The 12,916-nt window shown below is 47.5% G+C and carries 14 protein-coding genes; 6 read left to right on the plus strand and 8 right to left on the minus strand.

Annotation, left to right across the window (positions count from 1 at the left end; translation table 11 throughout):
- Window positions 1–703: 703 nt before the first annotated feature.
- Entirely contained in the window at window positions 704–3,430 is a 2,727-nt protein-coding gene (gene polA / locus MJ595_RS05040; protein WP_263081387.1) for a DNA polymerase I, read from the minus strand.
- Window positions 3,431–3,512: 82 nt separating this feature from the next.
- Between polA and MJ595_RS05045 the strand changes: the two genes are divergently transcribed.
- The 5 genes from MJ595_RS05045 (at window position 3,513) to znuB (ending at window position 7,096) form a co-directional block, all read left to right on the plus strand.
- Window positions 3,513–3,899, plus strand: a complete 387-nt coding sequence (locus MJ595_RS05045; RefSeq protein ID WP_263081388.1) for a DUF2782 domain-containing protein — start codon at window positions 3,513–3,515, stop codon at window positions 3,897–3,899.
- A gap of 64 nt (window positions 3,900–3,963) precedes the next feature.
- On the plus strand, window positions 3,964–4,959 hold the full coding sequence (locus tag MJ595_RS05050; protein ID WP_263081389.1) for a homoserine kinase: 996 nt from the start codon (window positions 3,964–3,966) through the stop codon (window positions 4,957–4,959).
- A 100-nt stretch (window positions 4,960–5,059) separates the two neighbouring features.
- Complete coding sequence (locus MJ595_RS05055; protein ID WP_263081390.1) at window positions 5,060–5,572, plus strand: transcriptional repressor; 513 nt, start codon at window positions 5,060–5,062, stop codon at window positions 5,570–5,572.
- Window positions 5,565–6,314 (plus strand): zinc ABC transporter ATP-binding protein ZnuC, encoded by a 750-nt coding sequence (gene znuC / locus MJ595_RS05060; RefSeq protein ID WP_263081391.1) that lies wholly within the window; start codon window positions 5,565–5,567, stop codon window positions 6,312–6,314. Before MJ595_RS05055 ends, znuC begins: the two co-directional genes overlap by 8 nt.
- On the plus strand, window positions 6,314–7,096 hold the full coding sequence (gene znuB, locus MJ595_RS05065; protein WP_263081392.1) for a zinc ABC transporter permease subunit ZnuB: 783 nt from the start codon (window positions 6,314–6,316) through the stop codon (window positions 7,094–7,096). The genes znuC and znuB overlap by 1 nt, the downstream gene beginning before the upstream one ends.
- Here znuB and MJ595_RS05070 read toward each other — a convergent pair.
- The 5 genes from MJ595_RS05070 to MJ595_RS05090 are packed head-to-tail and all read right to left on the minus strand — an operon-like array spanning window position 7,084 to window position 11,122.
- Entirely contained in the window at window positions 7,084–7,740 is a 657-nt protein-coding gene (locus MJ595_RS05070; protein WP_263081393.1) for an SCO family protein, read from the minus strand. The genes znuB and MJ595_RS05070 overlap by 13 nt on opposite strands.
- A 38-nt stretch (window positions 7,741–7,778) precedes the next feature.
- Window positions 7,779–8,693 carry a heme o synthase gene (gene cyoE, locus MJ595_RS05075; RefSeq protein WP_263322461.1) on the minus strand — a complete coding sequence of 305 codons (915 nt, stop codon included), beginning with the start codon at window positions 8,691–8,693 and terminating at the stop codon, window positions 7,779–7,781.
- Between the two features lie 33 nt (window positions 8,694–8,726).
- Complete coding sequence (locus MJ595_RS05080) at window positions 8,727–9,776, minus strand: COX15/CtaA family protein (RefSeq protein WP_263081394.1); 1,050 nt, start codon at window positions 9,774–9,776, stop codon at window positions 8,727–8,729.
- A gap of 45 nt (window positions 9,777–9,821) precedes the next feature.
- Window positions 9,822–10,424 (minus strand): hypothetical protein, encoded by a 603-nt coding sequence (locus MJ595_RS05085; protein WP_263081395.1) that lies wholly within the window; start codon window positions 10,422–10,424, stop codon window positions 9,822–9,824.
- Between the two features lie 2 nt (window positions 10,425–10,426).
- Entirely contained in the window at window positions 10,427–11,122 is a 696-nt protein-coding gene (locus MJ595_RS05090; RefSeq protein ID WP_263081396.1) for an SURF1 family protein, read from the minus strand.
- A 95-nt stretch (window positions 11,123–11,217) separates the two neighbouring features.
- Here MJ595_RS05090 and MJ595_RS05095 point away from each other — a divergent pair, with 95 nt between their 5' ends.
- Complete coding sequence (locus tag MJ595_RS05095; RefSeq protein ID WP_263081397.1) at window positions 11,218–11,433, plus strand: DUF2909 domain-containing protein; 216 nt, start codon at window positions 11,218–11,220, stop codon at window positions 11,431–11,433.
- A gap of 12 nt (window positions 11,434–11,445) precedes the next feature.
- On the opposite strand, the gene MJ595_RS05100 is transcribed toward MJ595_RS05095, so the two are convergent.
- Together MJ595_RS05100 and MJ595_RS05105 are read right to left on the minus strand one after the other, a co-directional pair.
- A complete protein-coding gene (locus tag MJ595_RS05100; RefSeq protein ID WP_263081398.1) occupies window positions 11,446–12,336 on the minus strand; it encodes a cytochrome c oxidase subunit 3 in 891 nt (296 codons plus the stop codon).
- A gap of 37 nt (window positions 12,337–12,373) precedes the next feature.
- Window positions 12,374–12,904, minus strand: coding sequence for a cytochrome c oxidase assembly protein (locus MJ595_RS05105; protein ID WP_263081399.1), 531 nt, complete (start codon window positions 12,902–12,904; stop codon window positions 12,374–12,376).
- Window positions 12,905–12,916: the final 12 nt, after the last annotated feature.

The following is a 12,916-nucleotide window of genomic DNA, read 5'->3' on the forward strand; positions in this document are numbered from 1 at the left end:
TTGTTGCCTTTCTTACTTCCTTCCTCAAAGTGTAAAAGCCTGTTGCTCCCTGTTTTATTATCGTTGTATTGATTTATATGGTGGCCCTCCTTCCCTGGCCATCATTATTTTTTTATACAGAAAGCTTTGCTTTATCTACTCCCTCAAAATAATTCCCTCTCTCCTTTAACTATACTGTTGTGCTGACCAGCTCGTTTACTGCTTTGTTTACCTCAAAGAAGTAATCCTGATATAGAAAACCATGACAGGTATTGGAGTAGACTTCGGGATATACCTGGATCGCACTGAAAGCAAGGCACAGAGGGTTTGGTTACCATAAAAAAAACCAGTTACCTTTGGGGGGGGAGGTGGTAACTGGTTATATAAACTGCAACGTCTATAGGGGAATAGAGGCTGCATTTTGTCAACACTAAACACACAAGGAGTTTATGAGTGCCACTCTTGGCTGCTCATATAACATCAGACTCCCCTTTTCCGGAAAAGTTCCCGGTATTCGAAAAAAAAAGCAAAAAAAACCAGTTACCTTCGGGGGAGACGGTAACTGGTTATATAGTTCGCAACATCTATCGGGAATAGAGGCTGCATTTTGCCAACACTAAACACACAAGGAGTTTATGAGTGCCACTCTTGGCTGCTCATATAACATCAGACTCCCCTTTTCCGGAAAAGTTCCGGGTCTTTGAAAAAAATATAAAAAAGTTATTTAGTGCGCCTGATCCCAATTATCACCTGCGCCCACCTCAACAAGTAATGGAACATCCAGACTGGCGGCCTTCTCCATTTTATCTTTTATACCTACAACAACCACCTCAAGATCCTTATCTGCAACCTCCAATACCAGTTCATCATGAACCTGCATAATGACCTTGGCATCCATAGCGCTGTTTACCAGCCATTGATCCACAGATAACATGGCTTTTTTAATAATATCTGCCGCTGTTCCCTGCATAGGGGCATTGATGGCTGTCCTTTCTGCTGCTTGTCGGCGCATACCGTTGCGGGCGTTAATCTCGGATAAGTACAGCCGTCTGCCAAAGAGTGTTTCTACATAGCCTTTTTCCTTTGCTGAGGCCTTGGTTTCTTCCATATATCGAAGTACACCGGGATAACGATCAAAGTAGAGATCGATATACTCCTGGGCAGACTGTCTGGAAACCCCTAACTGACGGGCTAACCCAAAAGCAGACATACCATAGATCAAACCAAAGTTAATGGCCTTGGCGCTGCGACGCTGTTCCGTGGACACCTGATCCAGTGCAACACCAAAAACTTCCGCAGCAGTGGCCTTATGGATATCCAGGCCATTGGCAAAGGCATCCAGTAATCCTTTATCCCCGGATAAGTGAGCCATAATCCTTAGCTCAATCTGTGAATAGTCCGCTGCAACCAGGGTATAGCCTTCAGGCGCAACAAATGCCTGGCGAACCCTGCGTCCTTCCTCAGTACGAATCGGAATATTTTGTAAGTTAGGGTCTGATGAAGAGAGTCTTCCGGTTGCGGTTCCCGCCTGATGATAGGAGGTGTGTATACGGCTAGTAGCCGGATTAATCATCTGGGGAAGTTTATCCGTATAGGTGGATTTCAACTTACTCAGGCTTCTGTGCTCAAGGATTAGGCGGGGCAAAGGGTAATCCAGGGCCAACTCCTGTAACACTTCCTCCGCTGTTGAAGGCTGGCCTTTTGGTGTTTTTTTAATAACTGGAAGTCCCAGCTTGTTGAATAGCAGCTCTTGGAGCTGTTTTGGAGAACTCAGGTTAAACACTTCTCCCGCATCTTCATGAGCCTGCTTTTCCAGCTCAGACAACCGTTTGCCGATTTCGATACTCTGCTGCCCCAACAATGTACCATCAACCAATGCCCCATTTCTTTCGATTCTGGAAATAACATCCACCAGCGGCATTTCAATATCATCAAATACCTTTTTCAGGGATTCTTCCTGTTCCAGCTGAGGCCAGAGTGCCTGATGAAGCCTGAGGGTAATATCTGCATCTTCTGCCGCGTAGGGTCCGGCCTTATCCAGCTCTATCTGGTTAAAGGTCAGCTGCTTTACCCCTTTACCGGCAATAGCCTCAAAAGAGACGGTTGAAACGCCAAGATACCGTTTGGCAAGGCTATCCATATCATGTCGGGAAGCGGTGGAGTTGAGGACATAAGACTCCAGCATGGTATCAAATGCCATCCCTCTCAGTTCTATGCCATGGCGAGCCAGAACACTTTGGTCATACTTGAGGTTCTGACCCACTTTTCTCCGTTGCGGATTTTCCAGTAATGGTTTCAGCTGTTCCAATACCCACTGTCGGTCCAGCTGTTGCGGAGCACCAATATAGTCATGGGCAACAGGAACATAAGCCGCCTTTCCCGGTTCACAGGCAAAGGATACCCCTACCAGTTCTGCGGTCATGTAGTCCAGACTGGTGGTTTCCGTATCAAAGGCAAAAAGATCAGACCGGTTCAGTTGGTCAAGCCACTGAAGGAACTCTTTTTGCTCTGTAATAACTGTATAGTCAGCCACAACCGCAGGCTGTTCATCTTCCCCGGCTTCACCCTTTTCCAGCTCACTGATCATGGACCGGAATTCAAACTCACGATAAAGCGTCAGCAATGCTTCAGTATCTGCCGGTGTTGATTTGAGATCCTCGATAGAGTGGGGTAACTCAACATCGGTTTTAATGGTGGCCAGTTCCCGGGAAAGCAGAACCATGTCTTTATGTTCTTCAAATTTTTTGGCGAATGTTTTACTTCCCCTAAATCCCAGGGCAGCCACCTTATCAAGATTCTCCGATAGGGTGTCAATGCTGCCGATACCCTGCAACAAAGCCAGTGCCGTTTTTTGGCCTACGCCAGGCATACCCGGAATGTTATCACTGGAATCGCCCATCAGTGCCAGATAATCTATTATCAGCTCCGCCGGAATACCAAACTTATCCACCACCCCATCCCTATCTGTCTTCACGTCATTCATGGTGTCAATCAGGGTGACATGCTCGGTAACCAGTTGGGCGATATCCTTATCCCCGGTGGAAATAACCGTATCGATCTTCTTTTCCGTAGCCTCCCGGGCCAGGGTTCCGATAACATCATCCGCCTCCACGCCATCAACCATCAAAAGAGGCAACCCCAAGGCCCTGACAATGTCATGGATTGGTTTAACCTGGGAACGCAGATCATCAGGCATAGGTTTTCTGGTGGCCTTATACTCATCAAAGAGTTCATGGCGAAAGTTCTTGCCCCTGGCATCAAAGATCACCACAACATGGCTTTCCGGATATTGACGCACCAGGCTTTTAAGCATATTGGTCATCACCCGGATCGCACCGGTGGGTCGCCCATCGGACGTGCGCAAATTGGCTCGTTCAGAAGCATGGAATGCCCTGTAGAGATATGAAGACCCATCCACCAGAATCAGGGGGGCGCTGGCTTGTTCAGACATTGGCTGCTTCCATTATGATATGGCTGTTTACAGACATTAGAGTAAAATAATGAGGCTATTCTAATAAACTTTGAGGTCCGCCATGAAATACCGCTTGCTGGGGATAGTGATTCCCTTAGTACTGGCAGGCTGCACAAGTCCTTCCCCAACCAGCCCTGATGTTCAGGGCAAGAGTCACGGAAAGGAAGCCTCTCCTACAGAAACCCTGACCAAAGAATTAAAGAGGTTACCCAAAGATCTCCGGCCAGAAGACCTGGAACGACGGGATGACACCACCGTAGTCATCAGGGAAAGCAAAGAACACAAAATCAAAGAGTACCGTGTTGCCGGTGTTCTGTATGGTATTCAGGTTATTCCCAAAGTAGGGTCCCCTTACTTCCTGATTCCCGCCAAAGACCCCAACTTCTTTATACGACAGGACAAGCCTGACATACTGATACCCTCCTGGCAGGTATTTAAATGGAAATAATGTTATTTATGTAGCCAGCATAAAAAAAACAGGCTGGCTTCTATCGCAATATGGGGGGGGAAATATGGCTGTTTACACCCGGCTGGATAAAAAAGGTATCTGCTCTTTGTTGTCCCGGTATCACCTTGGAGAACTGGTGACATTCCAGGGCATTGCCGGTGGGGTGGAAAACACCAACTACTTCCTCGATATTGCCACGCCTCTTCACACCCAACGCTATGTACTCACCATTTTTGAATACTTGCCTGAAAGCAGCCTGCCATTTTTTATCGATTATACCGATGAGCTCAACAGCGCTGGCTTACCTGTACCCGCTGCCATCAGGGACAAACAAGAAAAGGCCGTGCAACGGATAAAAGGAAAGCCGGCAGTTATAGTCCCCTGCCTTCCCGGTGAACATTTAAAAAAACTTAATGGCAATCACTGCCAGCAGGTAGGTGAGTTGCTGGGTAAAATTCATCAGGCAGGCCTTCAATCCCGCTTAAAGCAGAGCAATATAAGGGGGATTGACTGGCTGGATACACAACAGAAGCGGCTATCCAACTTGCTGCCAAAGGAAGAAGTACACTATATGCAGGGGCAATGGCAAGGCATAAAAAACGAACTTCCTTCCACCTCAGAATTACCAAAGGGCCTGATTCACGGTGACCTCTTTCATGACAACGCCCTGTTCACCGGGGATAAGTTAACCGGTGTGATTGATTTCTATCAGTCCTGCCATGACTATTTATTGTATGACCTCGCAGTGACGGTTAATGACTGGTGCATCAATTCAGACCTGGAGCTGGATCATTTAAAAACATCCGCTCTGCTAAAAGCCTATGGGTCTATTCGCCCCTTCACCCCAACCGAACAAGATGCCTGGCCCTTAATGCTAAGGCTGGCAGCCTTCCGTTTCTGGATATCAAGAATTATTACCTTCGTACACCCCGAGCAAGCCATGGACTCCGCCCACCAGCAAATGCTGGAACGCTGCTTTCTTGATCCCGAGAAATTCAAGGCAATGCTGGAGCTGAGAAATATAAGGGATACCTCTTTGCCTTGTTTTTTGAGTGATTGATGGAAGCAAGCGTCATTAACTATTTTCATGCAAAAGCACGTTTTCTGGTCTAAAAAATATTATGATATAACATACCCAGCTAGTACAGATCAGGTAAACAATGGCCACTCCACAGGATAATGCCTATAAACCCCACAACCATAACCTTTGCATCAAAAGCGCACTGCAAGAGGCCAGAACCCTTTGCCAGAACCGTGGTGCAAGATTAACCCCTCTCAGGGAAAAGGTTTTAGAACTGGTCTGGCAGAACCATCAACCAGTAGGCGCCTATGATATTCTGGCAGAGCTGGCAAGGCAGGAGTCCCGTCCTGCCCAGCCCCCCACCGTATACAGAGCTCTGGAATTCCTGCTGGAACAGGGACTGGTGCATCGCCTGTCATCAATCAATGCCTATATTGGCTGTCCTAACCCTGACTCACATTCCAGCAAGGTGGATCAAAGCTGTTTCCTGATCTGTGAAAATTGCCGGATTACCATTGAAATGGAGAATCCGGTGATCACTCAGGCTCTCAATGACTGTGCCAAAGAACATCGTTTCTCCGTTTCCAGTTCCACCATAGAGCTAACAGGACTCTGTACCAACTGTTCTAAATCAAAGCACTCCCATGACTGACTCTTTAATCAATCTGCGTGATGTTCATATCCGCTTTCAGGAGCAAAAAATACTCTCTGGCGTTGACCTGGAGGTAAAACCCGGGGAAATAGTCACCCTGATTGGGCCTAATGGAGCGGGTAAAACCACCCTGGTTCGTGTTGTTCTTGGGTTACAGAAACCGGATTCCGGTGTGCGATGGATTCAGTCCGGCCTGAAAATTGGCTATATGCCCCAAAAGCTCCATGTAGATAACAGTATGCCGCTGGTGGTCAGACGGTTTCTGTCGCTGACAGGTGGAAAATTGCCAGCCATAGAGTCTGCCCTTGAGCGAACCGGCGTTCTCAATGTAATCAATTCCCCCGTTCAGTCTCTTTCCGGCGGTGAACTACAGCGTGTTCTTCTGGCCAGGGCATTACTCAAGAAACCCCATCTGCTGGTTCTTGATGAGCCGGTGCAAGGGGTGGATGTTAATGGACAGCGGGAGCTTTACCACTTAATCACCGAACTGAGAAACGAACAAAATTGCTCAGTACTGATGGTATCTCATGACTTGCACCTGGTGATGGCATCCACAGACAAGGTGGTCTGCCTGAACCAACATGTTTGCTGCTCTGGCCATCCCCATCAGGTCAGACGTCACCCCGCCTACCTGAAACTCTTTGGGGGAGAATCCAACGAGCTGGCTATTTATACCCATCACCATGACCACCAGCACGATGTTAATGGCAAGGTCATTCCTAGTAGTGGAGAAGGGAAATAATGTCTGAGCTATTGCTCTATGCTTTATTGGCTGGCTATGGTGTAGCCGTTATAACCGGCCCTTTGGGCTGCTTTGTTATCTGGCGGAGAATGGCGTACTTTGGAGACACACTGTCCCATTCAGCACTTCTTGGTGTCTCACTGGGATTACTGCTTGAGGTTAACCTCAACCTTGCAGTGATTGTCTGTTCACTGTTTCTGGCAGTGGTGCTTGCCGGTCTTCAAAACAAACGGGATATCGCATCGGACACATTGTTGGGTATCCTTGCCCACAGCAGTCTCTCCCTGGGCCTGGTGGCCGTCAGCTTCGCGGATAACGTGCGGGTTGACATGATGTCTTATCTGTTTGGAGATCTGTTGGCTGTTAATCTTCAGGATCTTTTCTGGATATATGGCGGTGGCAGTATTGTACTGGCTCTGCTGACCTGGCTATGGCGGCCTTTGCTGGCTATGTCGGTGCATGCTGAGCTGGCTCAGGTTGAAGGGATTCCGGTAAAAAAAGTCAGGCTGGTATTAACCCTGCTGATGGCTCTAGTGATTGCCGTTGCCATGAAGATTGTGGGAGTACTACTGATTACCGCCCTGTTGATTATCCCTGCTGCTGCCGCCCAGCGTTTTTCCAATACTCCCGAACAGATGGCCGTTAAAGCCAGTTTATTTGGTATGGCTGGCGTCACCGGTGGTCTTGCGGCATCCTGGTATATTGACACTCCCGCAGGGCCTTCAGTGGTTGTTAGCTGCTTTGCTCTATTCCTCGTCAGCCTTTTGCATCAGCCACGATAGTCCTTTTCGATAGCGCTCAAAATAATGCTGAGTTTTTCCGGCTCCAGAGGGGGTCGGATAAAGCCATGATAATCCCCCCGCGGATTAATTATCACCAGATTTGCGCTATGATCCACCAGATAAAACTCATCCTCCTGTTCAACCACTGGCGTAAAGGCAATGTTCAACTGTTGGGTTAAGTGATAAATTCCTGTGATACTGCCGGTAACACCTACAAAGTCACGGTTAAAATAAGGTATATAACTCCCCAGTTTTTCCACCGTATCCCTGCGCGGATCCACCGACACCATCATATAACGCATTTGCTGTGCCAGCAGAGGGTCGTTTTCTTTCAGCGCTTTATCCAGCTTATTTAATTGCCCCAGGGATGCCGGACAAATATCCGGACAGAAGGTGTAACCAAAGTAAATCAGTCCCCACCCACCACTAAGGTTTGCTTCAGTAAAAGGCTGCCCTTTATGATTGACCAACTCCTTAACCTCAAAGGATCTCGGGTTTTCAAAAACCACAGCGCCCATTGACTGCAACTGGTCTTTGGTCAGGGCTGGTTTATTCATATATTGATAAAATGTCAGCCCTGACACTGCAGCAATAATGGCCAATAGAAAAAATACGGTTTTGGTGACGGCAGGTTGACTCCCCATCCTTATTAACTCCGGTTATTGTTATATTTATTTAAAAACTATACCCACAAATAAAATACATAGTGATCCACCAGCAGGAATATGAAAAGTACCATTAAATAGGTAATGGAATACTTAAACGTCTTGATGGCAGCATGGGGGCGGCTGTTTTTCATCAATACCACGGACCAGTACAAAAACCGTCCTCCCAATACCAGCGCCCCTAACAGGTAGATCAAGCCACTCATGCCCGTTAAAAATGGCAGGACACTCACCAATAACATAATGACGGTATAGAGCAGAATATGAAGCCGGGTATAGGACTCACCATGGGTGACAGGCAACATGGGAATATCCGCCTTGGCATATTCATCTTTTCGGTGAATGGCAAGAGCCCAGAAATGGGGTGGTGTCCAGGCAAAAATAATCAAAACCAGCAGCAGCGCATGGCCTTCAAAATAACCGGTTACAGATGTCCAACCCAACAAGGGCGGAGCGGCACCCGCAAGGCCACCAATCACAATATTCTGGGGGGTTGCCCTCTTTAATACCGTGGTATAAATAACTGCATATCCCAATAGTGACGCCAGGGTTAGCCAAGCCGTCAGCGGGTTTACCAGAAAGACCAGCGTTGCCATCCCTATGGAGCCAATCACCAGGGCAAAACAAAGCGCCTGAACCGGCCCCACCCTCCCCTGGGCAACCGGCCGCTTTTGGGTACGGGCCATAAGGGTATCAATGCGACGATCCACAACATGATTAATCACCGCTGCTGAACCTGCGCAAAGGGCAATACCAAGGTTGCCAAATATCAGGGCATTCCATGGAACCCAACCGGGGGTGGCCAGGCACATACCGATCAGAGAGGTAAGAATCATCAGGGCAACCACTTTAGGCTTGGTGAGCTCCAGATAATCCTTCCAGCCTGCCCGAACATTTTCTGGACCAGCCCTGCCTGAAAGCGTCGAACCCATTATTTTACTTTGAGCCATTTCCTTTACTCCTGTTTATCCATCCCTTTCAACCAGAGCACTGAGCCGATAATTAAAAGCAACCAGTGATAGCAGCAGCAGCGCCCCTCCCAGATTATGGGCAACCGCAATAAACAGGGGTAAATGCCAGATAATATTACTGATACCCAGAGTCAGCTGCAGAACCAATGCCAACAGAATTAAGAAAGACAACTGTTGCACACTTTGCCTTTCATCACTGGCAAGCCCCTTGGCATACTCTTTTGCAGCAAAGAGCATAAAAAGCAGTATCCCGAAGACTATGATCGCGCCTATTCGATGCCCCATATGAATTGCTGTTCTGGCGTCAGAATCCAGCTGGCCACCCAGATAGTTAGGCCCTATGGATTGTCCAATATCAAAGCCTTTCTGAAAATTCATATCAGGCCAATAGACACCCTGACAGGTGGGTAAATCAGGGCAGGCCAGTGCCGCATAATTAGAACTGGTCCAGCCTCCCAAGGTAATCTGGACAATGACTGCCAGTAAACTGATCAGGGCAAGTCCTTTCAAGCGCCCCAACCGCCAGGTAGAAGGTAACCGGATCCAGCCTGTATCTGATAATCGGAGCGTCAGTAAAAAAAGCAGGCTCAAGGTGGCAAAACCTCCCAGCAAATGAGCTGTCACTACCTGAGGCCAAAGCTTGAGAGTCACAGTCCACATACCGAAGACAGCCTGTAATGAGATCAGACCAAGAATAAAGAGAGGCAATAACCAGGGCTGATTGATGTTACGACGATGGCGGAATGTTTGAACCGTTAACACCAGCACCAGAATCATTAACAATCCCGCAATATACCGATGCCCCATTTCAGCCCAGCCTTTGGCAATATCCACGGGAGCATCAGGAAAACGGTTTTCGGCGGTTTCAATAGCCTCTTTGGATTCCGGTACGGTTAAAAAGCCATAGCATCCGGGCCAGTCAGGACAACCCAGCCCCGCATGAACCAGTCGGGTATAAGCACCCACCCCAACCACAATGAAAGCGAGAAAGGTAGCGGCTAAAGCCAGATAGTAGCCTTTCTTGTTTTTCTTATTCGCTGGCATACTCATTATTCCATTTCAGTGAAATTCCATCTAAAACAACGTGCCTTATCCTATTTTCGAGGCTTTTAACAGCCGTTGCATATCTTTCAGAAGATCTCCCCCTTCCTGACCTGGCTGATAACTCATCATCATGTTGCCCAATGGATCAACAATAAAGTACTGGTCTTCAGGCCAATGATCCAGAGACAGAGCCTTCTGCACTGAATCCATTTGAGTGCTTAGCCAGAAAACGGCAGGATGTTCCTCAACCAAAGCCTTATCAAGCGTTGGTGTTTCCTCTGCAATATAAACCCGTGCCACTCGATCAGCCTCACGCCCAAGACCTATATGAACCTGACGTGTCTTATAAAGGACATCCTGGCATTGTTCCCCAGTGCAATGGGAAGAACCAAAAATAACAATCACCCACTTTCCTTCAAGCTGCTTTATTGGAAAGGAGTGGTTCTTATCAATCAGCTGTAACTGGCCAAAATCACCGGGGGGCAGTAACAACGCTCCTTTATTGGTTCTACCTTCCGGTAGCCATTGCCCCGAGAAATACATAAACCAGGCCAGACCAAACATTAAGAAAGGTAATATAAAAACAATGGCCGCCTGAAATCGTCCCCTGACAAGCCCTCTCTTTTTTCCAGGTAATGTCCCCTGCATTGCTACTGCTCCCTTTTTCTTATTTGAATTCCGTATAACCCTGACAATACCAGAGCCATGGTGAACCATTGCAGGGCATAACCCAGATGTTTAGCCGATGACATAACAGCCTTTATCGGTCTGACCTGTAATGATCCGGGTTCATTGGCATTTAAAACCAGCAAAAGTGGTGGAATAGCCTGGCTTAAAACACTGGATATTCTGGAATAATCCACCGCCTGAATAACTTTGGGCCAGCCCTCTTGCCACTGATCCTCTGCCAATAAAAAAGGCTTACCCATAGCCCGGTAAATGGTACCGGAAAGCTCGTACTGGCGGTTATCAATACCAGCAGCCGGTAACTCTTCTCTTGATCCGGTGGATGGCAACCAGCCGCGATTAACTAAAATCCACTGACCTTCGTTGGTGACAAAGGGCATAAGTAACTCATACCCTGCCTGGCCATTGAAAACCTGATTATCCAGTAGAAAATAAGTGTCGCTTACAAAACGGCCCTGGACTTTTATGGGGAGGTAAAGAGGATCCTGATAGTCGTTTAATCGACTGATAGGCATTGGTGCCAGTTGCTTGCGAGCTTCCCAGGTCTGCTCAAGCTCCAGTTTCTGCTGATAGCGGGACAGTTGCCAAAGCCCGAGCCCCACAAGCAGCGGGAGAAGCAGTAATACCAACAGTGACAACCTTAACTTAAATACTGACATCTGGTTAATATCGTTTGAGGCGTGCCTGCTTATAACTCCGAAGACTGTTATGCTTCCAACAGTAAAAATAAAAACAACTGCTTCAGGAAATGGTTATGTGGCACACAATAATGATTGTTATTCTTTTCCTTGCCATTCTTATCAGCCTGGGTTCCGGTCTCTATTTTTTATTAATGGACAGAAACAGTTCTGCCAGACTGGTGACTTCTCTCACTATCCGTATTGTTCTTACCTTACTGTTAATGCTGGTGGTTATTATTGCATGGCTACAGGGTGATATCAGCAGCCATGCCCCCTGGCTTTATCGCTAGAGACTGTTGAGGTTATACAAGATAAACAAAAATAAATAACCCCACCCAGACCACGTCAACAAAGTGCCAGTACCAGCTGGCCGCTTCAAAGGCAAAATGTTTTTCTGGCTCAAAGTGGCCTTTATACACCCTGAACAGCATGACCGTTAGAATTATCGCACCCAGGGTAACATGAGCCCCGTGGAACCCGGTCAAAATAAAAAATGTTGATCCGTAGATTCCTGCTTGCAGGGTTAACCCAAGTTCTGTGTAGGCTTCAATATATTCTTCCACCTGGAAGAATAGAAATGCAAAGCCAAAAACCAACGTTGCAATTAGCCACAGCTTAAGCTTATAGCGGTCATTCCTTCTAAGGGCATGATGAGCAAAGGTAACAGTGACACTGGAGGTTATCAAAAGCAGGGTATTTAACAGGGGCAAATGGAAAGGATCAATTAGCCCGGAAGCTCCGGGATACCGCTCGTTATCAGGGTTCTGCATCAATGGCCAGTCTGCGGTAAATCCGGGCCAGAGCAGCTCATTGGTCATGGCTCCCACCCCCTCGCCCCCCAGCCAGGGAATAGAAAAAAAGCGGACATAAAACAGGACACCAAAAAAAGCGCCAAAAAACATCACTTCAGAGAAAATAAACCAGCCCATCCCCCAGCGGAAGCTACGATCCATCTGTGGGCTATACAGACCAGACCTGGACTCCTGAATAACGTTGCCAAACCAGCCAAACAGCATCCACGCCATCAATAGGCCGCCGGCAAACAGTATCCAGTGCGGAGTGGAGCTTTTTTCCCCAGCACTCATATCATTCATCATCATGGCCGTACCCGTCAGGGTCAAAAACAGACCAATGGATGCAATTATTGGCCATTTACTCTGGGCGGGTACGTAATAAGATCCTTCATTAGCCATTATAATCTCCTGAAACCCCTGTAAATGCTCAACCTATTTATTCTGTTACATCAAACAGTGTGTAAGACAGCGTTAACTTATTGATATGCTTCGGCAGTTCCTGGTCCACAATAACCCTTAACGGCATTTCTTTTTCTTCACCGGCTTCCAGGGTCTGGGTTGTAAAGCAAAAGCACTCAACCTTATGCAAAAAATTTGTGGCCTGAAACGGTGAAACACTGGGAATCGCCTGCCCGACAATGCGCCTGTCCCCCGGGTTTCTGGCAAAAAAAACCAGCTTTCCCACTTCACCAGGATGGAGATTGATTTCTGAGATGCTGGGAGCAAAATCCCAGCTCATATCTCCATTTTTTGTGGCCACAAACTGCACCTTGATGGTTCTACTGGTATCAATGCTGGATTCTTTTGCCTGATAGGGAACCGGGTCAGTCTTTCCATTCAAGCCTGTTACCTGACAAAACACGTCATACAAGGGCACCATGGCAAAGCCAAAGCCAAACATGCCCAGGGCTATAAGTATCAAACGAATCAGAGTGCGTCTGGTTTGTTTCTCCAGCGGTTCATCCATTTTTTTCCACCT

Origin of the sequence: Endozoicomonas sp. Mp262 (assembly GCF_025643335.1) — a bacterium.
Lineage (GTDB): Bacteria > Pseudomonadota > Gammaproteobacteria > Pseudomonadales > Endozoicomonadaceae > Endonucleibacter.